The following is a 26380-nucleotide window of genomic DNA, read 5'->3' on the forward strand; positions in this document are numbered from 1 at the left end:
CATTGTGAGAACAGCGATCGCGTGACCCATATTAAACCAGAAGCAGTAAGGAATCAATCATCAGATTCAATTGAGAAAATACTCCACTTGGGGTTGCTAGCAGCACAACAACAAGATTGGTTATTAGTTAGTAATTATCTTCAACAATTACCTCAAACCAAAAATCATCAGCAAGCCAAGAGATTTGCTTTGGAAGATCGAGATTGGCAGCTAGCTTTTGAGATAGCACTCGCTATGCTGAGGGGGGCTGATTTTCAGCATAAATGGGAAATCAGCAAGTTATTACCTTTATTTGGCGAGAATAGTCTGGGTACTTTAATTACTCTGGTTAAAGATGAAACCATTCCAGGAGATGTACGCTGGTTTATCTGTCAGATCTTGGGTAATTTTCATCGAGAACAAGTAGTACTTACTTTAGTAGAATTGCTTCACTCAACGACAGACCGAGAATTAATGGCTATCGCAGGAAAAACTCTGACTAAAATTGGCAACTATGCCATTGATGCCCTTAAAGATCTTTTAACCCAGCCAGAATACCGTTATTTAGCAGTACAATCTTTATCTTATATTCGCACGGTCGAAACTATCGAACCTCTGATGGAAGTTACAGTCGATAATGAACCAAAATTAAGAGCGATCGCCATTAAAGCCTTGGGTAGTTTTCACGATCTTCGCATTCCCCCGCTATTAATTACTGCACTACAGGATAAAGCTAGTGCTGTCCGCCAAGAAGCAGCGATCGCCCTGGGGTTTCGTCCCGATCTCTGTCTTGAATTAGACTTAGTGGGTCATTTATGCCCTTTACTATACGATCTTAATCTAGAAGTATGTCGTCAAACTGCCATATCTCTAGGCAGAATGAAGTGCGATCGAGCAACTCAAGCATTATTTACCGTATTGCAATTAGATACTACTCCTGATAGCCTGAAACTGGATCTAGTCAAAGCTCTTGGTTGGAGCGAACTTAGTTCGGCGATTAATTATTTAGAACTGGCTTTAGCAAATTCCACCGTAGCAGTTACCCAGGAGATTGTGATCGTCCTGGGTAGAACCAATAAATCCCACTTAAAATTTCAAGCTGCTAAAGTGCTGATCGGTTTTTGGCAAAGTCAAAATCGACTACTTGAATCGCCACAATTGAGACAAAGTCTAGCTACATCCTTGGGAGAATTAGGTGGTGAGTGGGGTAAAACAACTCTAGAACAACTAACCCGAGATAGCGATCGCAAAGTCCAACTTCACGCTTTTTTTGCTTTAAAAAAAGTTATCTCTCAATCGGAAAAAACAAATTAGATAAAAAATTAGATGACATTCTCAATTGGAAAAGCATAGTAAGCAATTCCTTCTGAATCGTAGTTAGGTAAATTGTCTCTGACTGAATCTCTTTCAACTTGTGAAGGGGTATAAAAATGCGCTCCAGTATCAGTATTATAAAAACGATAAATTGGAATTGTCCCTGGTTGTTGTTCTTGATAAGCAAAAAACGATGCTGATTCTAGACTGAAGTGGGGTAGATTTTTCTCAACTGATTCTTTTTCTATGTCGGAGATAGTATACAAATGAGTCCCCGAATTTTCATTCAGAAAACGATAAACTGGAGTTGGTTCGGGATTTCCAGTCAAAGAGTCAATACTGACATAAGAAGCACCTTCTGGGTCGTAATTAGGCAAATCTAAGATAGAATTTCGTTCGATTTGGGAAGTTGTATATAAATGAGCCCCCGTATCGTTGTTGAGAAAACGATAGACTGTCAAATCATCTTCGCTAGGATCGGGATCGACGACTACACCGCCATTTCCTACAGTAATAGAAAAGGTATCTTCTACCGAGTCCCCCAACAAATCTGTCGCCTGAATGGTAATATCCGCCGTACCCCTTAGATCTGCTGCATAATCGAGAGTAAGTTCTCCTCCCTCAAGAGAAACTCCCACTAAATCAGGATTGGAGTTATTGACAACTTCAAATTCAAGTTCGTCTTGTTGGGCAATACTAATTCCACTATAGCGGACTAAATTATTATCCCCCTCTACAACTGGATTATCAGGATCTGTTGCAATTATAGGCAGGTTGGTAAAAGCAGGATCGACATTAGTAGCATTAATAAAAGGGAGATTGGCGATCGCATCTACGGGAGCAAGATCTGCTTCCCCCAGCACTTGTCCAAAGACAGTAAAACCACCATTTTGATTGTCTAGGTTTTCTGAATTATCAGCTAGATTAAAAAACCATTGATTAGTAGCACTATTGGGATCGTTACCCAATTTTGCCATGGCGATCGTTCCTCTCAAGTTCGATCTATCCGCGCTAAATTCATTGACTACAGGCTCATCAGCAGGAACATCTCCTACCTGTAAATCGTTAACTGTAAATCCTCCTCCCTGAACAATAAATTCAGGAACAGAACGATGAATAATGCTATTAACATAGTCTCCATCCTCGACATAATTAGCAAAATTATTGACCGTAGCTGGTGCGCCAGCACCTTCTTGGTCGAATAACAAAACATTAGTGACTCCTCCCCCTAAAGAACTATCCACCAGTTCAAAACGAGCTACTCTACCAGTGGTAAAAGGATCGTCAAAATGTTGAAATAAGTTGATTGTGGTGTTATTGGCATTTTCGTTGACGTTTACATCGTCTAGGGGTTGAGTAACTAGAGGAATAGTAGTCATGTAATAATTCTCCCAATAAAAATAATGGCGGTAATTGCTTCCAATTTAGTCCAAGGGATACATAATCGGTAGGCAATTAGCAAGTAGCAAGCCCTTCGGGCTGAAGTAATAAGTAATAAGTAATAAGTAATCAGAGGTGTTACTCATTACTCGTAAATGATCGCCGATTATTGATCGCTGGTTATCAATAATTGCTCGATGCTCAATATGACTTGTTCGACGACTTTGGTGTTTCCTTGGGGACTGGGATGAATAAAATCGCGATATAAAAATTCTGGTTGAGGAAAGTCGGACCAGATCTTAAGAAAGTCGAGATAGTTTATTTTTTCCTTCTCCACTAGCTTTTCGAGGCTCATTCTGGCTGCTGTTTCTTCTGAGGTTGAGCCTTCTGGTTCAAATTCTCGTAAAAGAGGAGTAAGAGCTAAAATAAATTGAGTATTAGATTTTTGGGCGATCGCTTTTATTTCTTGAATAGCTGCTAAGTTGGCTGTCAAATTTTCCGCTCTTGCCGAGCGCATTTTTTCTAATTCGGGAATCTGACGGGGGGGAGCAAGATAAAACTGGTACAGTTCGATTAAAGCTAACGTAGGGGCTTTATCGGGATAACTAGGAGATTTGCCCACCACCAAAGATGTTGGTTCAGTGGCGAATAGGTCGTCAGTATTAATTACCAAAATGAGTAGATCTGTATCAAACAAACCGTAACGTTGTATATATGCTAGTTCGTTACGAGGCCCCCAAGAGTTGGTCGAAGCATTAAAAACCTCAAATTTATTGCTCTGGGTTTTTTGCAGTTTTTCCTCAACTAAAGCAGGAAGTATTTTGCTCTGGTCTGTCCACCAAGAACCATTAACTACCGAGTCTCCTAGCAAAAAAATTCTTTTCTTCTCCCTTTCTTTTTCTGGCTTCAGTTCGCGATCGCGCATCGAATAGCTATTCGTAGCAATCAGATTACCCCCACGGCGTAATTTTTGATTGGGAGCGAGTAAGTATCCTATGTCGCGGTCGGCAATATAGAGGGGAGGATTGCCCAAACCTTGAGTGATACGCAATCCGATTTCTGCGATCGCACCAAATCCAAAAGTACCAGCTAAAATAATAAATAGTATTTTCATGCCCGAATTTAAATTGTTTTGATACCATTTAGATAGTAAAAGCTAAATCAGTTTTCCGTTTATTTGTAAATAAGAGAGCAACATAATTATGTCTGACTTAAATCGTGGGATCATGAAGTTTGATGGTGCAGACAAACCTGTTTTGGTTGCTGTATCCGCAGTTTTGATTTTGGGGGGAATTATTGCTCTAATTACTTGGGCCTTAAAATCTGCTTACGTAGTATAGGTTTGAGAGAGATTTTTTCCCTAATCAATCTCTGTTAAACTTTTCTTGTAGTTTTTCACCAATCCTATGTTATGATTTATAACCGTGGTCACTAGGGGTCGATGTCCGAGTGGTTAAAGGAGGCGGACTGTAAATCCGCTCGCTATGCGTACGCTGGTTCAAATCCAGCTCGGCCCATATAATTTAATTTAAAAAGGTAACGATAACAAGCGTTGGTGGATTAAGGTATAATTCAGGCAAAAAGCGATCGCTTTGAATAACAATATTTTTGTCTGTAAGGTACTGGAACGTCGGGAAATTTTAAATAGTGAACCTGAGTACAGGACAAAAATTGAAGAGATTGAAGAAAATCAGCTTCAGATTCATTACAAATTCAAGCTAGATCGATCCCAAACTAAGCTAATTACATCTAAGTTAAGTATAATTGCGGATAAAAGCGGGTGTAAATACCTATATTATTTAAAATAAACACTTTTAAGAGTCCCTTTTAATGAATAAGCTATCTAAAAATCCTCTTTTGTTTTTTGATTGGATTATGTGCGTTGTATTTGGTTTGATGAGTCTGCTAGGAGTAATACTACTATTTTGGGCTAGCGAGCGACAATTTTTAATGGCTTGTATTTTTGGTTTGTCTTTAATGTCTCTGCTTTATTCTCCTTTAGTTAAAAAAAATCAAATTATCAGAATTCCCCTGACGATCGTGACTTTCTTTATGATCGTCCATTAAGCAACTATTAGGGTTAAAGTGCTTTTTCTAATCGATCGCACGCCCTAATAACTCCTCCATAGCCAAAATTTAAACTCAAAACTCAAACATAACGATAATATTTCCACCAACAAAAACAACCGCAAATTAAGAAAACCCAACCAGCAACAAATAATGCCCAAGATCAAGAATAAAGCTAGTTAAAGACTATAAGTTTTTCTCTACCCAGTTTTCATATTGAGCAAAAATATGCTCCCAATCATATTTAGTTTCGACCAACTTTCTGCCATTGGTGCTTAATTTAGTCCTTAAATTGGCGTTAGCTTGAATTGCCAAAATTGCTTGGGCGAATTCTTGGGGGCGATCGCCAATCAAAAGATGTTCGCCACTCACTACATCTAAACCTTCAGCTCCCAGGCTAGTAGAAACTACAGGTATTCCCATTGCCAAAGAATGTAGAATTTTAATTCTAGTACCGCTACCAGCACGAAGAGGAACTACGGTCATTTGACACTGACAAGCAACTTGACTCATATCTTGAGGATCGGCAATAATCTCAATTGAAGGATCGGACTGACTCAAGTTGAGAATTTTTTCGGGTGGTTCTCTACCAGCGATACAAAAGCGACTGTCGCTGTATTGTCTTACCAGAGGTAAAATTTCACTAACAAAATAAAACACGGCATCAATATTAGGAAAATAGCTCATAGTTCCCATGAAGAGAATTTTTTTGGCGTTACAATTATCCACGGGTAAAATAGCTTGAGTATCAATACCGTTTTTGACAATTAAAGTCTTGCCAGTAACACAAAGTCTGTCTAATTCCAGCTTGTCTATCTGACTGACTACTGTTCTCAAAGCAAATTTTTTCCAGGTTTGGTTTTCATACTCCCTTAACAGTTTGGCTTCTCGTTCAGCATTCACAAAAGGCTTAACCGCATCAACATCGCGAGATAAATTGCTAATTAGCTCCCGATCTCCTAGTTGGGTACAGCTTTGTAATAACCTTGATTCAATGTTGTGTTCGTTTAATACCGTTAGGCGACCGCTAAATAGAGGATAATAAACGGTAGAAAAAATAAACTCAAAAGATACCAGATCAAAATCAATCAAGCTTAGCTGCTCTAGAGTTTTCCACATATTCCAGGTTTGCAAAAAGTAGAGTTGCTGATGTCGTTCTTTGGTATATGGTGACATCGGTTTCCCTGGCTTCAGCAAGAAAGCACGGTGGCAATATTGTTCTAGTTGCGATCGCAGAACCCGATCTGCTTCCTGAAAAATAAAACAAACTACTGTTAAATGATAGCGACGACCAAAGTATTTAATTTGCTCGAACATCCGTATGGCTGCTCCTCCTTGTTGTAGAGGATAGGGAGGAAAGGGAAAGATCATCAAAATTTTGGGTTGATTACCTTTGACTTTCTGCATCTTTTGACAATAATCGAGAACTTCTTGCCAATCCTGTTGCTGCTTCAAAAGCAGATCGCAACTATGACGGAATGTTGGCTCATCAGGGTTGAGGCGGATTGCTCTTTGATAGGCAGCAAGAGCAGAATTCAAATCATATCGCTCTTCTAGTGCCATACCCAAGCTATGATGATAATCAGCGCGATCAGGAACTAATTCTACGGCTTGACGCAAACAGATAATCGCCCGATCGAGATCTCTTTGGGCGCGCATTTTTTCTCCTAGTTCCAAGTATACCTGTGCGTATAGCTCAATTTCACTCGGATCTGGGTTAGCAGTCAATAGCTGTTGAAGTTTGGCAATTTCCTGTGCATAACTATTAAATATTGGCAAAGCTTTGAGACTATCAATAGCCTGTTGCCACTGCTTTAAATTCCCTAGCTCATAGGCATCAAATTTGCAGGCATACATTCGAGCACAGCTTTCAAAGGTGTTAATCCAGTTCACGATAATTTCTGCACTCGGAAAAGGAGCATAATTGCGCGATTTAGCTAGATAGTCAACCATCTGGGACAGCAAACCCCCTTGATAGCATAGCCATGCTAGCCAAGAATAGAAATAAAAGCGCGATCGATATTCTAGTTGACGCAAAGATGCAGGCAAATCTTGGCGAGAAAAAAAATAATCCTGCATCAATTCCGAATTTTCAACCTGCCTCAAAGTTTTTTTCCAGGTGACGCTATGATTGTGTCGCCGATAACAGGTGGTAATTTGAGTTAGCCATGCAGCCTTGCAGCCCTGAATTACCATCCTCAAAACAACTTCCACATCTTCACTGGAAGAGAAACGAGGATCGAATCCACCAACACGCTCCAACCATTCTTTACGAAACATCATCACTGAAGGGAGTACAGGTTTATGGAGTAACCAAACTTCGGGAGTTAGATCGGGAATCTCGTGCCATCGTTCGACATCCATCACCACCTCCCCATCCTCCTGAATAACGTGGTATCCGCTATTGACAATGGCGAGGTCGGGGTGTTGCTCAAATACAGCTACCTGCTGCTGTAGTTTGTCAGGCAAAAATAGATCGTCGGCATCTAAAAAGGCAATCAGTTCTCCTTCGGCAAGAGCCAATCCGCAGTTCCTCGCTGCTGACACTCCCTGATTATCTTGATAAACATAGCGAATTTTAGCTAAATAGGGTTTGATCGCTGCGGAAGTGTTGTCTGTCGAACCGTCATCAATGACAATAATTTCATAGTTTTTGTAAGTTTGACGGAGTACGCTATCAATAGCTTCTGGTAAGTAGCGATCGCAGTTATAGCTGGGGATAATTACGCTAACTTTGGGCAATGGGAAGGTAGGAATGGTTGATGATGCTTGAAGAGAAGCGATCGCTTGTTGCCATTTATCTAAATTCCCCAGCTTATAGGCATCAAATTCGCAGGCGTATACTTTAGCACAGCTATCAAAGGTATTAATCCAGTTGACGATAATTTCTGCACTCGATAAGGGAGTATGGCTGGCCGATTTAGCTAAATATTGAGCCATTTGAGGTAACAAATCAGTTTGATAGCATAGCCATGCCAGCCAAGTATAAAAATAAAAACGCGATTTCGCTTCTAGTTGACGTATTGATTCTGGCAACTCCTTCTGAGTAAAAAAGTAATCCTGCATCGCTTCGGCACTCCGATTGTGAAGCAGAACCTGAGAACTATTGAGCGAAGTTGCACTACGATCTCGTTGACGGTAGCAGACTGTTACCTTAGTTAACCATGCAGACTTACAACCTTTAATTGCCATCCGCAAGGTGAGTTCAATATCTTCGCAGGGAAAAAACTGCTGCTGAAATCCCCCCACCTGCTCAAACCATTCTCGCCGAAACATCATGGCAGAAGGCAAAATCGGTTTGTGTATCAACCAAACCTCAGGAGTTAAATCGGGAATCTCCTGCCACCGTTCTATATCCATCACCACCTCACCATTCTCTTTAATGATGCGATAGCCACTATTAACGATGCCAAGGTCGGGATTTTGCTTAAATATAGCTACCTGTTCTTTCAACTTATGAGGGAGGAAAATATCATCTGCATCCAAAAAAGCAATTAGTTCTCCTGTGGCTAAGTCTATGCCGTGATTTCTGGCAATAGCCGTTCCCTGATTATCTTGATAGATGTAGCGAATTTTAGCTAAATAGGGTTCGATCGCTGCGGAAGTATTGTCCGTTGAACCATCATCAATGACAATAATTTCGTAGTTCTGATAGCTTTGGTGGAGTACGCTGACAATAGCTTCTGGTAAGTAGCGGTCGCAGTTGTAGCTTGGTATAATTACGCTGACTTTAGGTGATTTACTAGAAATAGTCCCTTGGCGGTCGCGATCGCTCCCTTGATTTGGCATTTTGGTTAATTCCTCTCTGTTTTAGAGATGTTTGAGATGTCGATCTAAACCCTTGATTTGGACTTGTTGGCGAAAATCTTGATAGTTAATTATTTTTTCGGCAAGATTGGTTCGACAATCTTGTTTACTCATGATTTTGATCTGCTCTTCTGGCGGAAATTGGTATGGTTGCTGAAACTCCAAACCAATTTTCTGAAGAAAGCGATCGATGTAGTTTAGTTTAGCGACGTTGGTTTGATGAGTATGAATATCTTCGTAATTAATAATGGAACATTCTTCTTTATCAACATAATTGTATTCTGCAAACATACGATACCATTCTTCTGCCCAATCTACCCATTGAGCAAATTTTTCTGCCGATAAGGAAATTTTAATTTGCGAAGTATCAAAATTACGCCAGCGATTAGTTTGCAATGCTATTTCATGAGAAATGTAGGTTGCTAATAAATTGCGTTTGACCAAAATTTTTTTGAGCTGGCTGTTTTGGAGAATAGTAGAAGTTATCAGCTCTGGCTTAAGATGGTTAGGAAATAGTTTAAAACTAAAATATTGCTCGGGATTGAAGTAACAAAGAGTCTCGATTAATCCCTCGGGATACTGATGTATCCACTGAATCAATTGGGAATCGTCAGCAGAGGTAAAGCTAAAATTATATTTTTGGTTGATATAGCTAATTATACTTTTAACATTAGTTTGGTATCCCGAATAAAACTGGTCAGGATGAAAAATCTCGTAATAAGAAGTAATCAAAGGATGATGATGGAGCAAAGAACTTAGAAAATTGCTTCCCGTTCTTGGTAAAGCGATCCAGACTATACCTTTAGCACGATTTTGATTGGCAATCAGCAATATGGTCATAAAAAAGAGAAACCAGTAGATATTTAGGTCAATAAAGGATACATCTAGGAAAAGTCTTTTTGTTCCAACGCTTCTGCTCGTTGATAGGCTGCTGAGGCTGCTACTGTATTTTGTTTCTGCTGCCAGATCTGAGCTATGGCTCGATGCACCCAGGCTGGCTGGGTTTCTAGTTCCACTGCTTGTTCATAAGCAGCTAATGCCCGATCCCATTTGCCCTGCTGTTGCCATAGATCTCCTAGAGAAGCATATAGCCAAGCTGGAGGGTGTGAGTCCAATTCGATGGCTTGTTGATAGGCAATCAACGCCTCATCTAAATTAGCTTCTTTCTTGAGAAAATTACCCAAAGTATAATAAACCCAGGAAGGCTGCTGGGGTGCGACAGAGATCGCCTGTTGATAGCTCACAATCGCTGCTGCTAAATAGCCTTGCTCTTTTTGATAGTTTCCTAGATGGAGATAAATAGATGAATCATTAGGTTCGGTGTTAATAGCCTGTTGATAGGCTGAGATCGCTTCTTCAACCCTTTTTTGGCGACGAAAGTTGTTGCCCAAACTCAAATAATGGTTGGCATGAATCTCATTTTTTGCCGTGGTAAAGATGCTTTCGTGTAAGAAAAATTGTTCGTAGGATTGATCGATATTAAACGGATTCTTGACAATGATATAGCCTTTCTCCACTAACAAATCGTTACAAAAATCACCTTCAATACTAATAGCTAAAATTTGATATTGCTCAAAGGGAAATACTTGTAATACAGGCAATTCACTGCCTTCAATATCCATAGCTAAATAGTGAATAACCCGTGGAGCATGATGCTTTTCTAGTAACTCTGCTAGAGTAATTGCCTCTTTTTCGACTTCGTTACCCCCCTGAATAATCTCTTGATGATTAGTTTTATATTCGATTAAATTGGCTTTAACGCCGTTGAGCATCGGATTGATTAGAGCGGGATTACCTTGAATATAGGTTACGATTCCGCTATGTTCGGCAAGACATTTGGCTTCACAAATACTGTGAGGACGATTTTTTACTAGTTCCTGAAAATAGCTAGAGTTCGGTTCAATACAAATTCCCGTCCACTCTAAATATTTTTCTAATACATAACAGCTACTAGCCTGAATACCGTTACAAGCACCTGCTTCGATAAAGTATTTACCCCGTTGGTTGGGAAAAACGTGTTCGACGATCCAGCGATCATTATTGGTTAAGGTGTTTTGATACTGTATGGGAAACATGAAAAACTAAGATTTTTGACGATTACTGCTGACCCGTTCCAGATTTTGAGTATATTTGGCTTTTTGGGGTTCTAAGTCAATTGCCCGTTGCAAACAGTCAATTGCTGAACTGATTTGGTTTTGCTGTTCTAAAATCATGCTCAGTTCAAAATATTCTTCGGGATAGTGATGGTTAATTTTAAATCCTATTTGATAAAAACTTACGGCGATCGCCCATTTTGCTTGTTGACTGTAGGCGCGAGCTAATAAAAAATATAGTTCGGGATTATTTGGCTGTAATTCAATTGCTTTATAAACAGGATTGAGATATTTAGGATCGATTTTGAATGCCTGACGGTAACATTGTAAAGCTTCCGAGAGCAGCGATTTTGTATGAAGATTGGGGGGAGTAGCTTTGGCAACCAAAATATCTGCTAGTCTTTCGTAGCCATAGGCATTAGGTTCGAGACTAAGAAAATGACGATAAGCTGCCAAGGCGTAATCTGATTGAGATAATTGAGCTAAAGCATCTCCCAAGTGAAAATATGACCAGGCAAAAGTAGAATTTAGGGAGATCGCCTGTTTGAAGGCGACAATTGCGTCACGATATTCTCCCAATTCATTTAAGGCAATTCCTAGATGATGAAACGACCAAGAATTATCCTTTTCTAAGGCAATCGCTTTTTTAAAAGCTCTCATGGCGGTTTGCCATTGTTGTTGCTTTAAGGCAGCTTCACCTAACTCAGAGTAGTGTGCTGCTACCGTCGGTTCTCTAGAGATGATTTTCCGATATACTGCCACTACCTCAGACCAATTTTCAGTGTGTGATAGTGCTTTGGCTATTTTATGGTAAGCAGTTAAACATTCAGGATTAATGGTCAAACATTGATGATAAGCCGAGATAGCTGCGGGATATTGTTTGAGATTGAGTAAAGCTGTGCCTAAATAATTCAGTATCTCCCAATCATCAGGCTTCAGGGAGATCGCCTGTTGGCAATATTTTACGGTATGGTTCCATTCTTCAAGCTGATAATAGATTTGTGCTAGTTTGCTAAAAACCTCAGTACATTGAGGATTGAGCTGCAAACTGCGACGGTACAAGGCAACTGCATCTGACAACTTTTGCTGTTGTAGATAAACCTCCGCCAGACCATAGTAGGGCTGCCAATGCTCAGGAACTTGCTCAATTAACCAACGATAGCATTGAGTAGCTGGTTGCCACTGTTGACGTTCGGTTAAAATTGCAGCCAGAGCTAAAGAGGCTGGTACATACTTGGGATCTCTGACTATTCCCCTACGGTAACAGGCGATCGCTAAATCTATTTTATCTTGCTGCTCAAAGATCCTAGCTAGTTGACAGTGTTCTGCTGCCGTCCCCAAAGTTGGGTCTAATTCCAGGGATTTTGACCAATAATGAATCATCAACTCGGAGTTGCCAAGTCGCTTATGTACTCTGGCTAAATTACGATAGGCTGCCGTTAGGTCTGGCTGCAAAGCGATCGCCTTTTGATAGTAAGTAATTGCCTGTTGCCACCTTTGCTGCTGATTAAATATTCCACCCAAATTAAGCCAAACTTCGCTATCATCGGGCTGAATTGTGAGGGCTTTGACATAACATTCCACGGCGGTAGAAGATTGCCCCTTGCTCTGAAGAATATTACCATATACTTTGTAGGCTGCTGCAGTTTGCGGATCTAACCGCAGACATTCTTGACAGATTTCAATGGCTGCGGTCAAGTTACCCTCCAACGACAGCATTTTAGCCTCTTGTAGATAAACCTCCATTACCTCAGCAGAAGGAGTTTGAGTAGGACTAGTAATTGGTTTGGGCATAGGTGTTTCGGAGGAAGGAGACGGAACTTTTGCTAGATTTCTCTGGTGGGGTATAGCCTGATATGTCATGAGCGATGCTAACTGTTGATAAGCCTTCATTAGTTTGGGGTCAAACTTAATTGCTCGGCGATAACAAGCGATCGCCCGTTCTTTTTCCCCTTTATTAACCCAATGGTTTCCTTGGTGTAGCTCTTCAAGAGCTTTGGTTTCGGCAGATTCTAACATAAAACTTAAAGGTATTAAAGCTTGCCTTATTTCCTCTCTTGCTTAATGGTTGGTTAGACAATTTGGCGATTCAGCTGGTGGCTGTGGCAACTTATTTGTCCCAGGAACAGCGGTTAAAATCAATGTTCCATCTGCTTTTACTATTACATCTCTTGCAGGATAAATATTCCCCTCTCCAGTAGCGATTGCCCCATCTTGATTAGGTCGATCTTCAATCTTCGATGAAGTAGGTTTGCTTTCTCTAGCAGCAGTGCCGTCAACTAATAGATAATCACTTGACATAGGTTCGATCGGTTGAGGTGTAGTTCCTCCCCGTCCTTTGAGTGCCAAACTACTGCCCACACCAGAATCTACCCTACAAACGTTAGCTACACTATCACCTGATTCAACTACTTTGGTCGACAATTCTACGATTCCTTGAAAAGAACTTATATCAGGAGTTTCCAAAGATACGCTACCATCAAAACCAAATTCGGAACTAGCATCAATATCATTAGTTCCATTGCTAGAAGTTGAAGTTCTCTCCTGCAATCCCAAAATTTCTTCAGCAGTAATATTTATATTGCCACCATCTCCACCTTTTGCACTAGCAGTAATATCGCTACCATTGGGTTTGGAAGGAAACGCGACAATAAAATTCGTGTCAATGTCAATATTGCCACCATTTGCATCATTAAAGGCTTGGGCGGTAATACTGCTGTCGTTATCCAAGATGATGCTATCTTCGATCTTTAATGAGATCGAACCGCCTTGACCAGAAGGAGTAGAAGCAAAAATTGAGCTATTATTGTTTAACTTGAGATTTTGAGCTTCGATTAGTATTGAGCCACCACTACCCTCAGCCTGAAAGGAAGACACGGATATTTGTGCCTCTCCATTAGCAATATCTATCGAAGCATTAGGGCTAATGATATTGATATTCCCGCCATTTCCTGTCGCGCCCAGCCTAGTGAGAGCCAGAAGCCCCGTAATACTCTCTAACTCTAATAATGGATCTAAAAATTCTCTGAATTCTGGAGGTAAAACCGCTGAATTGCTACCATCAATAGTAAGGCGATCGGCAATAATTAAATTTAGATTTCCTGCATTAGCACTACTATTAGAAGTATTGGTAGATATTTTTCCTCCAGTCGTTAAATCTAGAGTGTTAGCTCTAATATTTATTTCACCGCCAGTAAAATCGATCGGTCTGGAAGTACCAATTATCGACGTGTCAATCAATGCCCCTTCTGAGATGTCAACATCATTGGCATCAATGGTAATAATTCCTGCATCACCACCTGCATTCTCTCTAACATTAGTAGCAAGTAAAGCAAAATTACTCAAAGATAGTAAATCCGTTGCGATCTTAATATCTCCCGCATTCCCCTCACTAGTTGTCCCCGCACCTATCGAAGATCTTCTGTCAATAGTTAGTGCATCATCAATAGTTATATTAATGTCTCCAGCATTCCCCGTTCCCTTAGTATCGGTGAAAATACCTGAAGCAGTTAGTACTTCGCTCGCAGAGTTTTTGACCTCAAGAGATGGAGTATTAATTGTCACATTGCCACCGCTCCCGCTAGCACCTTCGTCTACTTGAGCCAACACAGAACTGTTATCAAAAGTCACAGAATCGGTAGCATTAATATTGATATTACCCGCGTTTCCTGCACCAAAAGTATTGGAGAAGATCAGGCTTCTATTTTCCGAAGTACCCTCAACAGTTTCAGCAACCAGGACATCTGTATTGATATTAAGCTCTCCTGCATTTCCTTCTCCACCAACCCTTACAAGACTCCGCAAAGAACTACCGCTATTAATAGCAATTGTATTTTCGGCATTGATGTTGACATTTCCCGAATTTCCTTGCCCAAAGGTTTGACTGCCAATAAAAGAACTATTGTTCAGAGTTAAAGATTGAGTTGCTATTTGGATATTTCCCGCGTTCCCCTGTCCGAGATCTGCCACTTCATTAATAATGAAACTATTACCATCTAAAATAATATTAGACCCCGTCGAGATTTCGATATCACCCGTCTCTCCTTGTCCGTTACTACTTACTCGATTGAGGATCTGACTATTCCCTTCAAGAGTCAGGTCTTCTGTGGCATTAATCGTAATATTGCCAGAGCGAATATCTGAGGCATCAGCATTGTCTTCTATTCCTGCAGCTAAGCGGCTGTTTCCTGATAATTGTAGATTGTTAGCATTAATAGAGATCGCTCCTCCATCATTGGAAGTGACATTAACTGCAATATCATTATTGAGAAATATATTTGCCAAGGCAATATCGTCGGGAAAGTTCAGCCTGAGATTTTCATCCAATTCAATAGTTCCACCACCAGATATTGCTCCTAATTCGACATTTGCACCAGGAGTAAACATTCTGACACTATCATTTAGATTAAGCTCTCCACCTAATAAGATTAAATTCTGACCCGATTCTACTCTTAGAACGGAGCTATTAACCTGAATTGGAGCAGGATTATCACGGAAATTCAAACCGATAGGGGCATTAACTGTTAATAAAGGAGGATTGTCTAAATCTGTCGCGCTAAATTCCCCATCTTCAAACAAAATACTATCAGCAGTACTGCCATAAAAAGAACCGCCACCTAAATTCAGGCTGGCACCGCCGCCAAAAATAACTCCCGCTGGATTGATCAAAAATAAATTAGCGTTATTGGCTCTAATTAAACCATCAATATTAGAAATATCCCTTCCCGTAACGCGAGAGAAAATATTGGTCACATCAGCGGCGTTGTTAAAAAAAGCTTCATTACCGTTGGGTACAGAAAATTCTTGAAAACTATGAAATAAATTGCTGCCAGCGCGATCGCCATCGTCGATCGTCAAGATGTTTCCTTCAGTAGTTACAGTAGTCGAAGTAGTGCCATCTGGATTAATCTGCGCTACTGCGGATTTAGACAGAAGGGAAATTACGGCAACTAAACAAAGAAAACTACTGCTTTTGATACTAGCTAGCATAATATGTTTGCCTATGGCTTAATTACTATTAAATATTAAATTCAGGAAAAATTAAATATTTGATATGATATATACCATATATTACGATTAGTAAGTAGATCATTTTAATAAAATTTCTATAATATAACTTGATTATGTCTAGCATTATTGATCCCACCACACCAGCAAGCTCTAGCAATTTTCTCAACGAAGGATTGGAGATTATTGGTCTGTTAGATCAGGTCAACAGATTGGTTGCTACTGGCAGGGGGGACTCGATTTCTGGTGGTAATTTAGATGATATTATCAGTGGCGGCGGAGGCAATGATACTATTGATGGCTTAGACGGTAGCGATCGCCTTTTAGGAGATGGAGGAAACGATAGACTGCGAGATTCTACGGGCAATAACATTCTCGATGGCGGTGAAGGTGATGATTCCCTGGCAGGTGGTACAGACAATGATGAACTACTAGGGAGAGATGGTAACGATACTCTTAACGATCTCTTAGGGAATAATACTCTAGATGGTGGGGCAGGTGATGACCGAATTATTGTCTCAGATGGAGCTAATATTCTAACTGGCGGTACGGGAAGGGATACTTTTCATTTCAAGTTGTCCGAAGACCCTTCCCCTGAAATCAACGAAATTACGGATTTCCAGGTCGGAGAAGACCGAATCATTATTCAGAGTGCGGCAGAGAACCCCAGTGCTAGTTACGATACTGCTACAGGCAAATTGTCTGTTGATGGAAAAGAGATCGTTCAGCTTGATACCGACCTCAACATCGATGTTAACGATGTTGAATTTATCGGAGTTGAACCAGCTGATAGTGAGGGGGCTACAGTATATCGCTTTTTAAACTCAAACACTAATGCTCATCTCTACACTACCTCCGAAGCAGAAAGAGAAGCGATCGAAACAGATTTGCCCGAATACAATTTTGAAGGAGAATCTTATCTTGCTGTCGATCCCCTAACAGGTACTCCTGAACCTAAACCTGTATATCGCTTCTTTAATCAAGATACAGGAGTACATCTATATACAATATCTGAGGTAGAAAAAACCTCAATCCTGAAAAATGCGCCTAATTTTAGTTTTGAAGGGGAAGCTTTTTACGCTTATGACACTCAAATAGAAGGTACTGTTCCCGTTTATCGTTTCTTTGAACCCACGATAGGGGCGCATCTGTATACTTCATCTGAAATAGAAAATGAATTTATTGAGCAGAATTTACCTAATTACAGTGCGGAAGGAATTGCTTATTATGTGTTTGAGTTTCAATCACTGGGAGCAGATTCTGACGTTGTTTAACTGAGATTTTGCAGCTGTTCCGTAACTCACTCGTGGTATCAGGTAAAAGGGTAAGAAATTGACTACCAATCGTAGATTATTAAGTTTACTTGAAAGGCGTGCAAGATCTCAGTTTAATGTGTCATTTCAAGTCTGTCTCCCAGCATTTTATAGAGCTATAGTGTACACTGCCTCTTAATAATTCAAACTTAGGAGACTCAGTTGTTGCACGTCTTCAGCACTTAGCTGCCAGCCACTTCCCCCTGCATTTTCTGCCGCTTGTTGGGGATTTTTTGCCCCAGGTATAGGAATTACATTTTTTTGGGCAATGAGCCAGTTCAAAGCTATCTGAACCGTAGTTTTTTGGTACTTTTCTCCTAATTGCTGCAACTGACTAATTAAAGGCTCGATTTTGCTCAGTCCTTGCGCTGAAAATTTAGGATCGAGTTTCCTCGCACCAGTTACTTCTTTGACTCTTTCAGGGACGTACTTTCCCGTGAGTAATCCTTGGTCTAAGGGACTATAAGCCAAAATCGTAATTCCTAATTTACGGGCTGTTTCCAAGATGCCGTTTTGCTCAATTTTGCGGGTTAGCAAAGAATAACGTACTTGATTGACTGCTAAAGGTACATCATATTGCGCCAGAAGATCGTAAGCTTGTTGCATCTGCTGTGCAGAATAATTACTCACTCCCACAGTAAGAATTCTTCCTTGCTTAACCTCAGATGCCAATGCTTCCATTAAGGTAGATTGACCCATAAAAAAATCAAAAGGCATATGAACTTGATATATATCAACTCGTTCTACCTGCAATCTTTTGAGGCTGTCAGTCAGAGCATTCTTTACCGACTGTTGATTAAATCTCCAGGGTAGAGGAAAGTATTTAGTGGCGATTTGTATTGGTTGAGTTGTTTCCTTGATAAACTTACCCAGAAGTCGCTCTGATTCTCCTAAACCATAAACTTCAGCAGTATCAAAAAAAGTTGCACCATTTTCTACGGCTGCTTCAAAAGCCTCTCGAACTTCCTTTTCTCCATAGTTTGAGCCATAACCCCAGAACAAACTATCGCCCCAAGACCAAGTACCAATACCCAAGTTAGGAAGAGAAATATTACCGACTGATATGTTACTAGTTGCCATAAAAATTAATCAAAAAGGCAGAATAAATGAGCGATCTATCTCTATTAATCTATAACTTTTTAATATTAAGAGATGTGGAAAATGTAGCTAAAATTACAATTTGTCGTCACAGATAAAGTTAAATCTGAAAGTGTAACAAGTACGGGAAATTAGTGATTTCTCCTTGTGGCTCATTTCTCTTCCCTTATTCCTTAAAAATGCCTTTTGACTCCTACAACCCTGAAAAATTTTATGATGAACTATTTACAGAAATAGGCAAACCGCGATCGCATTCTGTTTCCCTCATCAAACATATGACAACGTTGGGGATCGAGCAATTAGAACAACAACGTTCGACAGCGGAGATTGCTTTATTCAAGTTAGGAGTAACATTTAATGTCTATAATGACGATCGCGGTGTAGAAAAAATATTTCCTTTTGATATCATTCCCCGCATTATTTCTGCCTCAGAATGGGCGGGTTTAGAGCAAGGTTTAAAACAAAGAATTCAAGCCCTCAATCTATTTTTAGATGATGTCTATGGCGAACAAAAAATCATCAAAGATGGCATAATTCCTCAAGAAATAATTTATACTGCTTCGGGATTTCTCAAACCTTGTTTATCTAGCAAACCTCCCAAAAAAATCTGGTGTCACATTACAGGAACAGATTTAGTCAGAGATCAAGATGGTGAATGGTATGTTCTAGAAGATAATTTGCGATCGCCTTCTGGTGTTTCTTACGTATTGGAAAATCGACGGGTAATGAAAACCACTTTTCCTGAAATCTTTCAGACTATGCCCGTCGCCCCCGTAGATGACTATCCCAGTCAGCTATTAGAAACCCTGTTAAATCTAGCACCATCCCAATTACCCAATCCCAATGTAGTCGTTCTGACTCCTGGTATTTATAACTCTGCTTATTACGAGCATTCTTTTTTAGCACAGCAAATGGGAGTAGAGTTAGTCGAAGGTAAAGATCTGATCGTCGCAGATGGCTATTTACAAATGCGTACCACTAAAGGTTTGCGACGGGTTGATGTAGTGTATCGTCGCATCGATGACAATTTCCTCGATCCCATGACATTTAACCCCGACTCTTTATTGGGTATACCAGGATTAATGCAAGTCTACCAACAGGGTAAAGTAGCCCTAGCTAACGCACCAGGAACGGGGGTTGCAGATGACAAGGTAGTATATGCCTACGTTCCTGAGATGATTCGCTACTATTTAGGAGAAGAACCAACCTTGGCTAGTGTTCCTACCTATTTATGTTGGCGCGAAAGCGATCGCAAATATGTATTAGAGAACCTAAATAAATTAGTTGTCAAAGCAGCCAATGAAGCTGGTGGTTATGGAATGCTGATTGGGATCGATTCCACCGCAGCCGAAAGAGAAGAATTCGCTCAAAAAATCATTGCTCAACCCCGCAATTATATTGCCCAACCAACCCTCAGTTTATCGAGAGTACCAACCTTAATTGATGGCAAAGTCGAAGGTAGGCACGTCGATCTCCGCCCTTATATTCTCCATCGTGGTGATGAAATCTACGTTCATCCAGGAGGCTTGACTAGAGTAGCGTTGAAAAAAGGTTCTTTAGTAGTTAATTCTTCCCAGGGTGGTGGAAGTAAAGATACTTGGGTTTTAAATCAATGAACAATGAACAATTAACAATTAAATATGCTAAGTAGAGTCGCAGATTCAATTTATTGGTTAAACCGTTACATCGAACGTGGAGAAAATGTTGCCCGTTTTGTTGATGTCAATCTCAATTTGATGTTAGATTTACCCGCAGGAATGCCCCAACAGTGGAAACCATTGGTGTCTGTAACGGGAGATCTAGAATTATTTAATTCTCGCTATAGTGAAGCCAACATTGAGAACGTAATTCAATTCTTAATGTTTGATCGCCATAATCCCAATTCAATTATTTCTTGTTTGGGAATAGCCAGAGAAAATGCCCGTTCGATCCGCGAAGTAATTTCTTCAGAAATGTGGGAAGAAGTAAACTCCTTTTATTTAACCATTGAAGAAGCTTCGAGCATCAAATCCCTTAGTACTTTACCCAAATTATTTAGTCGAGTCAAAATGGCAAGTCATCGCTTTGCAGGAGTGATGGATGCAACCATGTCTCACAATGAAGGCTGGCATTTTGGACAACTAGGAAGATTATTAGAAAGGGCTGATAAAACCACTCGTATCTTAGATGTCAAGTATTTCTTGCTCTTACCTTCGGCTGAATGGGTTGGTACGCCCTTAGATCGGATTCAATGGATTGCGTTGCTCAAATCTGCTAGTGCTTATGAAATGTATCGTAAGTGCCAACATCATATTACCCCCAGTAGCGTAGCCGAATTTTTGATTTTAGATCGTTGTTTTCCTCGCTCGATCTATTTCTGTTTGTGGCAAGCACAACAGTGTCTCCACGAAATCACTCAAACTCCTGCTGGTACTTGGTGTAATGGTGCGGAAAGAGCCTTGGGTAGATTGTGTTCTCAATTGGGCTATCTAACTATTGAAGATATCATCCAGTCGGGATTGCATGAATTTTTAAATCAGATGCAAGATTCGATCAATCAGGTAGGAAATGAGATTTATACAACCTTTATCGATCTAGGTGATTCCCATAGTGCAATATCAGATTTGCCATCAAACAACGTACAACTACAGTCAAGCGGTTTTTCTCAAACCTCACTTAATTAGATTGCGTCCCCGTTGCGATCGCTTTACTAAACTTCATAATTTTTCTCTTTCCGTCCAACCCCAAGCCCAAGGAAGATCGGATTTTGTTGACCTTGATGGCAATAATTTAATTAAGCTGTGGTTTAGCCAGCCGACAGAACAGTTAGCTATTTCAATTATGTCGGAGGTAGAAACCACCTGTAGCAATCCTTTTGAATATCTTTTAGAGCCTTGGGCAACAGTTTTACCATTTGACTATCCCCAGTCTTTATTGAGACAACTAGAGCCATATTTACAACCCTATGGCTTTGTGAGCGATCGCCTAGCCTTAGAATTGGCTCAAGATATTTTGATCGCCGTTGACAACAATACTCTAGATTTCTTGTTCGCTCTCAATCAACGTATCTATCAAGATTGCGAATATATCACCAGAGAAACAGGTTCGCCTTTTCCTCCTGGTGTCACCTGGCGCTACAAAAAAGGTTCTTGTCGGGATTATACGGTGTTATTTATGGAAGTCTGTCGTGCGGTAGGCATTGCTGCCCGATTTGTTAGTGGTTATCAAGAAGGCGATCGAGCTATGTCCGAGCGAGATCTACACGCTTGGGTAGAAGTTTACTTGCCTGGTGGGGGTTGGCGGGGTTACGATCCGACTTTGGGCTTAATAATTAGCGATCGTCATATACCTCTGGTTGCGAGTGCCATTCCCGAATATGCTGCTCCCATTTCTGGCGTTGTCGTTCCCGTGCAACAGGAGCGAAATGTAACTTCTACCATGAATGCTCAAATCTCAATCCATTAAAGATAGGAAATCGATTTTATTCATTCACCTAACTACGCTAATTGTCGTTCAACTAATTTTCTGCTTGATAAAGCCAACCAGTTGATTAAATTGTTTTTTCATATTTTCTGATTCTTGTTCTAATTTAGCAACTTTCAACTTTAAGTCCTCGATTTCGGCAGTTAAAGCAGATATATTCCCTGGAGGAGCATTAGTTGACGATCCGACAGATCCAGCTTGAGTAGAGCTTTGAGGCTGCTTTTTCGCCTTCATCATGGCATCTCGAATCGCATCTACCAATTGTTCGCGATCAAAAGGCTTTTCCACAAAAGAAAAATATTCAAAAGGTTCGGTGAGTTTATCTGTCACCTCTTCTTTTCTACCAGACATCAACACCAAAGGAATTGAGCGAAATCTTGGTTGCTTTTGGATCTCCTGATAGACTTCCCAGCCACTCATTTTCGGCAGAAGAAAATCGAGCATAATCAAATTAGGTAACTCTGTTCTAATTAAATTGAATCCCTCCAAGCCATCTTTGGCTTCGATGACATCAAAGTTACCTTCGGGTAACATATCTTTGACTCGCATTCTGATGACTTTACTGTCGTCAATAACCAAAATTTTGTGGGTTGACACGATTTACTCCTAAGCGACTAACTCCCCATGCCCAAAACTTACTAGACTGATGTTGAGCGCGATAGAGGGCGAGGTTTTCTCGTCATCTCTAATCGCGATGTTGGCAGTTAGTTTTGTTTACAAGCTTAGAGTTCCCTTTTAAATTACCAAAATAACAGGAAAAACTATCTAAATAATAATTATTTTTGTATTCTTAAGTAAGTAATGTTGCTGATATTCAAGGCATGATGGAGAAATTGAACCAATCTCACTCGACAAAAAATAGTTGGCGCGATGAAGTAATCTCTTTACCATCTTGGCTGAAAAGACCGATTGGCAAAGCTAGCGAGCTATCTACCGTACAGAAAATTATCAAACAGCGCAATATTCATACCATCTGCGAAGAAGGAAGATGTCCCAACCGAGGTGAATGTTACGCCAATCAAACTGCAACTTTTTTATTAATGGGACAGACTTGTACCCGCGCCTGTGCCTTTTGCCAAGTAGAAAAGGGTCATCAGCCAATGAATTTGGATCCCGATGAACCTCAGAAAGTTGCTGATGCGGTTAGTTTGCTAGGTTTACGCTACGTGGTGTTAACCTCTGTCGCCAGAGATGATCTTCAAGATGGTGGTGCAGAATGGTTTGTTAAAGTAATGAATGCTATTCGACTGGTAAATCCTCAAACTCAAATTGAAGTACTTACTCCTGATTTTTGGAGTGGCAAAGATGCTGTAAATAGCCAAAAAGATAGAGTGGCTACTGTAGTAGCAGCTAATCCTGCTTGTTATAACCACAATTTAGAAACTGTCGAACGTTTGCAAGCACCCGTGAGGAGAGGGGCAAAATACGACCGCTCGTTAAATGTCTTGCGTTTGGTTAAAGAATTCGATCCTGCTATCCCCACCAAGTCTGGTTTGATGTTGGGTTTGGGAGAAACTGAAGCGGAGATAGTTCGAGCGATGGAAGATCTTAGAGCAATAAATTGCGATCGCCTTACTCTCGGTCAATATATGCGTCCTTCTTTAGCTCATTTACCCGTCCAAAAATATTGGACTCCTGAAGAGTTTACCCATCTCGGCAACATCGCTCGCGAAGTAGGTTTTTCTCACGTTAGATCTGCTCCTTTGGTACGAAGCTCGTATCATGCAGGAGAAGGAAGTTAAGTTCCTCTATCCTCAATAATGCAGAGGGATAGTGAGCAGGGGAATAACTAACAAACATACCCAACTCCAATTGCGCCACTGATTGGTTGCAGGGGGTTTTTGTTTGCCCAACAAAGAATCAATTCTTTCGTTTAGGCGATCGCCAAGGGCATAATCGTTAAAATTGGCACACCATCCAGGAGAATATTTTAAGGGAGCTTGGGCTACTGTTAATAAAGACTCGGCTAAGAGTAAAAAGTCTACTTCTTCTGCTGCTTTGCTATCTGCTCTCAGTTCTCGTAATAATAACAGTTCTTGCCACAAAGCTTCTGTATTGGGCAACCAAAAAGTAAAAGAGCGCATCCAGCCCAGCCAGAAAAACCAGAAGGTATCGCGGTAATATAGATGGGCTTGCTCGTGAGCTAAAACTGCCGTTAGATGTTCTTGATCAAGGCTGTTGAACAGACCACTAGTAATAACTAATTCGGGCTGCCAAAATCCGATTTGCGCGCTGTAGGGTAAGTCTAAATCGATGATTCTGGCGAAAGTTCCCTCAATCGATCGCCTGGGGTAAATTGCCAAATTTCTTGTAGAATGACGACTTTGATCAACCAGTTTGACCAAGCAAGTAACGGCAAATAAAATTAAGATAGCTGCTACACTACATCCCCACGAACCTGCTTTGATACCTAACATTGCTCCATGACAACCCATATAAAGTATGGCGATCGCCGTGCTGAGAATTAATAAAGCAGGAAATAATAACAAAAACAAACTTGTATACCATCGCTCAGACCAAGTTCCCTTCGATTTCATTGATTGGGTACGAATCATCCAAGCAGTTAAAATCACGCTAAAAATAGCCCAGAGGTGCATTATCTTTCCTCCTCTCTCTGACGACGTATTGCATTGAGACGAGCAGCGATCGCATCAATTTGTTCTATACTAGCAGCATCCAAGCTGTCGGCAAAAGAAGCAACTACATCAGGGTTGCTCACTGCCAAAAAACCATTGAGTTTTTCATATGATTGCCAAGCTTGGGCTTGTTCTTGAGAAACTATTGCTTGCCACGAAAAAGCGCGACCTTTTTTGCTACATTTGAGCCAGCCTTTTTCTGTCAGGCGTCTCAAAACTGTAGTGACAGAAGTATAGGCTAGTTCTCTATTGGGGTCTTGCAAAATGCGATCGTGAACGTTTTTAACCGTTACGACTTTTCCTTGCCAAACTATTTCTAGAACTTCTTTTTCTAGAGGACCAAGAGACATTTTTTTGGGTTTATGCTGCGGTAAAAAGGCCATTAATTTAGATTGGGTACTATCGCTCTGTTTTATTTTATCCGTTAGAGATCGATAAATTTATATTTCTCAATAACAACTAAACATTGTCTAACTCTTTACTCTTTAAGTTTAGACTTAAAAGGATACAAATTAAAGGCTTAATACTTTTTAAAGGTTATATTTTAGATAAGTATGCAGTCAATTATAAATTTAATTTATTCCCCTAAATATATTTCACAATAGATGCGGAGTTTTACCATGATTAGTTGGTGTAAACCAGTAATTTTATTAATAGCTATTATTTATTTTGATGGAGACAATAGTCTGTCTTCTTTGGCAGAGGAAACGAGACAAACCAATATTGATTCAAATTATAACAGTCAACAACAAAACTACGAAAGCCAGCAAAATTGGTTGGCTCAAAATAATATTGGCTGTCAACAACAAAATGTGACATATCGAGAAGTTTATCGCTTTGAAACGGAAGATTACTATATTAGTATTTGCGAGTTAGAAAATAATTTTTATTATCATCGACAATCAAAGCTAGATCTTGAGAATAGTTTATCAATTCCCGCAGAAGCGGTGTTCGACGGTAAGGTTTTTAAAGCAACTAAAGGCAAAACAACTTATTTTGTCGGTCGAAATGGCGATCGCTATTATTCCTCAGTAATGCTCAATAACAATGAAATTGTTTTTGAACCAGAATTAGTCACCGAACCCTTAGCTTTTTCCCAAGAAATTGTCGATCGCGGAGTTGAATTTTCTTTTAATCAGATAAAATCAATTGATGTCCAAAATACCGATTTAGCTAGTACGCAATTTAATACGACCCAGAATTATAAAAATAGTGATAATTCTTTAATTTGTACCGACGATCGAACCGCTTTCAATCCTAATTTTGACAATTGGCGCAGTCTGCTAGGCAAATCAACCGATGTAGCTCATAACTATGCCACTGATAACGGTCACAATTTTCTTTATGAAGAAGGCTCTAAAGATCGAGCTTTAATTAAAACTAAAGAGGGGACGATCGTCAATCTCAATATCTCCACTCATAACGAAATAATCGAGCAAGTGTGCGTTCGATCCACAGAAGATATTTAACCTCGATCGACGATCGGTTTAGGCTTTTTTTTCTAATGCCGAAGGTAATTCTCTTGGAGCAAGCTGTAGATTAATTTCTTGGGCTTCGCCCCAATGCGATCGCTTTTTTAGTAGGGCAATATCTTGCAAAATTTGTTGCTGTTGCTGCTGAATAGATTCCAAACGATTGACGATCTCTTGTAACTGTTGAGGATTATTGGTGATTTCGTAGTTAGTAATACTAGTTTTTGCCTGATCTTGTTTAGATTTGACCTCCCAACCAAAGAGGAATTTGAGGAGTAAAAAAGGCGATCGCAATATCCACAACCACATCCGATCTATAGTGGATGCAATACTGCGATAGATTGTTAAAAACAAGCGAATTACCAAAATTATGCCGACTGTTAGGGAGATCGAGCCAATCAAAGGATGATTTGCCAGCCAATGAAGTAAAGGATGAGCGATCAACCAAGAATCTACACGAGAATAAACAGAACTACCAAGCCGATCCAAAAGATGATTGTCCCAAGAATTAATTTTATTGATAAGCTGCATTGATTGTAAAACCTGTAGTAAATTCTGTTTATCTAATTGCCCTTAACCTCAGCTTTTTCTTCTCTTCATGAGAATTAGTACGACTTGTTAAGATTTTAAAATTTTGGGGAATTATAAAAGAGAGGGTTGATTTTAATTGGATTAAATATTAAATACCCAGAAAAATTTTTAAATTAATTAATCCCTTATTCAATTTTATATTTATATGTTGAATACCAGTC

Annotated in this window: 21 protein-coding genes and 1 tRNA gene; 10 read left to right on the forward strand and 12 right to left on the reverse strand. The window is 40.0% G+C overall.

Annotated elements, in window-relative coordinates:
• The first annotated feature begins 21 nt into the window (after positions 1 to 21).
• On the forward strand, positions 22 to 1293 hold the full coding sequence (locus I4641_RS06495) for a HEAT repeat domain-containing protein (protein ID WP_229639665.1): 1272 nt from the start codon (positions 22 to 24) through the stop codon (positions 1291 to 1293).
• Positions 1294 to 1301: 8 nt separating this feature from the next.
• On the opposite strand, the gene I4641_RS06500 is transcribed toward I4641_RS06495, so the two are convergent.
• Both I4641_RS06500 and I4641_RS06505 read right to left on the reverse strand, forming a co-directional pair.
• Positions 1302 to 2672 carry a peptidylprolyl isomerase gene (locus I4641_RS06500; protein WP_229639666.1) on the reverse strand — a complete coding sequence of 457 codons (1371 nt, stop codon included), beginning with the start codon at positions 2670 to 2672 and terminating at the stop codon, positions 1302 to 1304.
• Between the two features lie 167 nt (positions 2673 to 2839).
• A complete protein-coding gene (locus I4641_RS06505) occupies positions 2840 to 3787 on the reverse strand; it encodes an SGNH/GDSL hydrolase family protein (protein ID WP_229639667.1) in 948 nt (315 codons plus the stop codon).
• A gap of 88 nt (positions 3788 to 3875) precedes the next feature.
• Between I4641_RS06505 and I4641_RS06510 the strand changes: the two genes are divergently transcribed.
• The 3 genes from I4641_RS06510 (at position 3876) to I4641_RS06520 (ending at position 4740) form a co-directional block, all read left to right on the forward strand.
• On the forward strand, positions 3876 to 4013 hold the full coding sequence (locus I4641_RS06510; protein ID WP_229639668.1) for a hypothetical protein: 138 nt from the start codon (positions 3876 to 3878) through the stop codon (positions 4011 to 4013).
• Between the two features lie 95 nt (positions 4014 to 4108).
• Positions 4109 to 4190 (forward strand) — tRNA-Tyr (locus tag I4641_RS06515).
• 313 nt (positions 4191 to 4503) lie between these two features.
• Positions 4504 to 4740 carry a hypothetical protein gene (locus tag I4641_RS06520; RefSeq protein ID WP_229639669.1) on the forward strand — a complete coding sequence of 79 codons (237 nt, stop codon included), beginning with the start codon at positions 4504 to 4506 and terminating at the stop codon, positions 4738 to 4740.
• A gap of 186 nt (positions 4741 to 4926) precedes the next feature.
• Here I4641_RS06520 and I4641_RS06525 read toward each other — a convergent pair whose 3' ends face one another.
• The 5 genes from I4641_RS06525 to I4641_RS06545 are packed head-to-tail and all read right to left on the reverse strand — an operon-like array spanning position 4927 to position 15629.
• Positions 4927 to 8529 (reverse strand): glycosyltransferase, encoded by a 3603-nt coding sequence (locus I4641_RS06525; RefSeq protein ID WP_229639670.1) that lies wholly within the window; start codon positions 8527 to 8529, stop codon positions 4927 to 4929.
• Between the two features lie 21 nt (positions 8530 to 8550).
• Entirely contained in the window at positions 8551 to 9387 is an 837-nt protein-coding gene (locus I4641_RS06530) for a sulfotransferase (RefSeq protein ID WP_229639671.1), read from the reverse strand.
• A gap of 44 nt (positions 9388 to 9431) precedes the next feature.
• Entirely contained in the window at positions 9432 to 10622 is a 1191-nt protein-coding gene (locus tag I4641_RS06535) for a tetratricopeptide repeat protein (RefSeq protein WP_229639672.1), read from the reverse strand.
• A gap of 6 nt (positions 10623 to 10628) precedes the next feature.
• On the reverse strand, positions 10629 to 12659 hold the full coding sequence (locus I4641_RS06540) for a tetratricopeptide repeat protein (protein ID WP_229639673.1): 2031 nt from the start codon (positions 12657 to 12659) through the stop codon (positions 10629 to 10631).
• Positions 12660 to 12701: 42 nt separating this feature from the next.
• Positions 12702 to 15629 carry a two-partner secretion domain-containing protein gene (locus I4641_RS06545; RefSeq protein ID WP_229639674.1) on the reverse strand — a complete coding sequence of 976 codons (2928 nt, stop codon included), beginning with the start codon at positions 15627 to 15629 and terminating at the stop codon, positions 12702 to 12704.
• A 134-nt stretch (positions 15630 to 15763) separates the two neighbouring features.
• Here I4641_RS06545 and I4641_RS06550 point away from each other — a divergent pair, with 134 nt between their 5' ends.
• Positions 15764 to 16921: a hypothetical protein gene (locus I4641_RS06550; protein WP_229639675.1), complete on the forward strand. Its 1158-nt coding sequence runs from the start codon at positions 15764 to 15766 to the stop codon at positions 16919 to 16921.
• 174 nt (positions 16922 to 17095) lie between these two features.
• Here I4641_RS06550 and I4641_RS06555 read toward each other — a convergent pair whose 3' ends face one another.
• On the reverse strand, positions 17096 to 18040 hold the full coding sequence (locus tag I4641_RS06555; RefSeq protein ID WP_229639676.1) for an aldo/keto reductase: 945 nt from the start codon (positions 18038 to 18040) through the stop codon (positions 17096 to 17098).
• A 197-nt stretch (positions 18041 to 18237) separates the two neighbouring features.
• Between I4641_RS06555 and I4641_RS06560 the strand changes: the two genes are divergently transcribed.
• The 3 genes from I4641_RS06560 to I4641_RS06570 are packed head-to-tail and all read left to right on the forward strand — an operon-like array spanning position 18238 to position 21502.
• A complete protein-coding gene (locus I4641_RS06560) occupies positions 18238 to 19674 on the forward strand; it encodes a circularly permuted type 2 ATP-grasp protein (protein WP_229639677.1) in 1437 nt (478 codons plus the stop codon).
• Positions 19675 to 19698: 24 nt separating this feature from the next.
• Positions 19699 to 20721 (forward strand): alpha-E domain-containing protein, encoded by a 1023-nt coding sequence (locus tag I4641_RS06565; RefSeq protein WP_229639678.1) that lies wholly within the window; start codon positions 19699 to 19701, stop codon positions 20719 to 20721.
• Complete coding sequence (locus tag I4641_RS06570) at positions 20648 to 21502, forward strand: transglutaminase family protein (protein ID WP_229639679.1); 855 nt, start codon at positions 20648 to 20650, stop codon at positions 21500 to 21502. Before I4641_RS06565 ends, I4641_RS06570 begins: the two co-directional genes overlap by 74 nt.
• 48 nt (positions 21503 to 21550) lie before the next feature.
• Here the strand turns inward: I4641_RS06570 and I4641_RS06575 are convergent, their stop codons facing one another.
• Positions 21551 to 22117: a response regulator gene (locus I4641_RS06575; RefSeq protein ID WP_229639680.1), complete on the reverse strand. Its 567-nt coding sequence runs from the start codon at positions 22115 to 22117 to the stop codon at positions 21551 to 21553.
• A gap of 236 nt (positions 22118 to 22353) precedes the next feature.
• Here I4641_RS06575 and lipA point away from each other — a divergent pair, with 236 nt between their 5' ends.
• Positions 22354 to 23262, forward strand: coding sequence for a lipoyl synthase (gene lipA, locus I4641_RS06580; RefSeq protein ID WP_439655332.1), 909 nt, complete (start codon positions 22354 to 22356; stop codon positions 23260 to 23262).
• A gap of 12 nt (positions 23263 to 23274) precedes the next feature.
• Here the strand turns inward: lipA and I4641_RS06585 are convergent, their stop codons facing one another.
• Together I4641_RS06585 and I4641_RS06590 are read right to left on the reverse strand one after the other, a co-directional pair.
• On the reverse strand, positions 23275 to 24117 hold the full coding sequence (locus I4641_RS06585; protein ID WP_229639681.1) for a M56 family metallopeptidase: 843 nt from the start codon (positions 24115 to 24117) through the stop codon (positions 23275 to 23277).
• Positions 24117 to 24539 carry a BlaI/MecI/CopY family transcriptional regulator gene (locus tag I4641_RS06590; RefSeq protein ID WP_229639682.1) on the reverse strand — a complete coding sequence of 141 codons (423 nt, stop codon included), beginning with the start codon at positions 24537 to 24539 and terminating at the stop codon, positions 24117 to 24119. Before I4641_RS06590 ends, I4641_RS06585 begins: the two co-directional genes overlap by 1 nt.
• 237 nt (positions 24540 to 24776) lie before the next feature.
• Here I4641_RS06590 and I4641_RS06595 point away from each other — a divergent pair, with 237 nt between their 5' ends.
• A complete protein-coding gene (locus I4641_RS06595) occupies positions 24777 to 25625 on the forward strand; it encodes a hypothetical protein (RefSeq protein ID WP_229639683.1) in 849 nt (282 codons plus the stop codon).
• 18 nt (positions 25626 to 25643) lie between these two features.
• On the opposite strand, the gene I4641_RS06600 is transcribed toward I4641_RS06595, so the two are convergent.
• Positions 25644 to 26159, reverse strand: a complete 516-nt coding sequence (locus I4641_RS06600; RefSeq protein ID WP_229639684.1) for a hypothetical protein — start codon at positions 26157 to 26159, stop codon at positions 25644 to 25646.
• Positions 26160 to 26380 lie beyond the last annotated feature (221 nt).

This window comes from Waterburya agarophytonicola KI4 (genome assembly GCF_020640915.1).
Classification (GTDB): Bacteria; Cyanobacteriota; Cyanobacteriia; order Cyanobacteriales; family Xenococcaceae; genus Waterburya; species Waterburya agarophytonicola.

What these genes read in the sequence shown, in the direction of transcription:
- I4641_RS06500 (WP_229639666.1), bottom strand. Translation starts at nt 2,672, where the DNA reads ATGACTACTATTCCTCTAGTTACTCAACCCCTAGACGATGTAAACGTC.
- I4641_RS06505 (WP_229639667.1), bottom strand. Translation starts at nt 3,787, where the DNA reads ATGAAAATACTATTTATTATTTTAGCTGGTACTTTTGGATTTGGTGCG.
- I4641_RS06510 (WP_229639668.1), top strand. Translation starts at nt 3,876, where the DNA reads ATGTCTGACTTAAATCGTGGGATCATGAAGTTTGATGGTGCAGACAAA.
- I4641_RS06520 (WP_229639669.1), top strand. Translation starts at nt 4,504, where the DNA reads ATGAATAAGCTATCTAAAAATCCTCTTTTGTTTTTTGATTGGATTATG.
- I4641_RS06525 (WP_229639670.1), bottom strand. Translation starts at nt 8,529, where the DNA reads ATGCCAAATCAAGGGAGCGATCGCGACCGCCAAGGGACTATTTCTAGT.
- I4641_RS06530 (WP_229639671.1), bottom strand. Translation starts at nt 9,387, where the DNA reads ATGACCATATTGCTGATTGCCAATCAAAATCGTGCTAAAGGTATAGTC.
- I4641_RS06535 (WP_229639672.1), bottom strand. Translation starts at nt 10,622, where the DNA reads ATGTTTCCCATACAGTATCAAAACACCTTAACCAATAATGATCGCTGG.
- I4641_RS06540 (WP_229639673.1), bottom strand. Translation starts at nt 12,659, where the DNA reads ATGTTAGAATCTGCCGAAACCAAAGCTCTTGAAGAGCTACACCAAGGA.
- I4641_RS06545 (WP_229639674.1), bottom strand. Translation starts at nt 15,629, where the DNA reads ATGCTAGCTAGTATCAAAAGCAGTAGTTTTCTTTGTTTAGTTGCCGTA.
- I4641_RS06550 (WP_229639675.1), top strand. Translation starts at nt 15,764, where the DNA reads ATGTCTAGCATTATTGATCCCACCACACCAGCAAGCTCTAGCAATTTT.
- I4641_RS06555 (WP_229639676.1), bottom strand. Translation starts at nt 18,040, where the DNA reads ATGGCAACTAGTAACATATCAGTCGGTAATATTTCTCTTCCTAACTTG.
- I4641_RS06560 (WP_229639677.1), top strand. Translation starts at nt 18,238, where the DNA reads ATGCCTTTTGACTCCTACAACCCTGAAAAATTTTATGATGAACTATTT.
- I4641_RS06565 (WP_229639678.1), top strand. Translation starts at nt 19,699, where the DNA reads ATGCTAAGTAGAGTCGCAGATTCAATTTATTGGTTAAACCGTTACATC.
- I4641_RS06585 (WP_229639681.1), bottom strand. Translation starts at nt 24,117, where the DNA reads ATGCACCTCTGGGCTATTTTTAGCGTGATTTTAACTGCTTGGATGATT.
- I4641_RS06590 (WP_229639682.1), bottom strand. Translation starts at nt 24,539, where the DNA reads ATGGCCTTTTTACCGCAGCATAAACCCAAAAAAATGTCTCTTGGTCCT.
- I4641_RS06595 (WP_229639683.1), top strand. Translation starts at nt 24,777, where the DNA reads ATGATTAGTTGGTGTAAACCAGTAATTTTATTAATAGCTATTATTTAT.
- I4641_RS06600 (WP_229639684.1), bottom strand. Translation starts at nt 26,159, where the DNA reads ATGCAGCTTATCAATAAAATTAATTCTTGGGACAATCATCTTTTGGAT.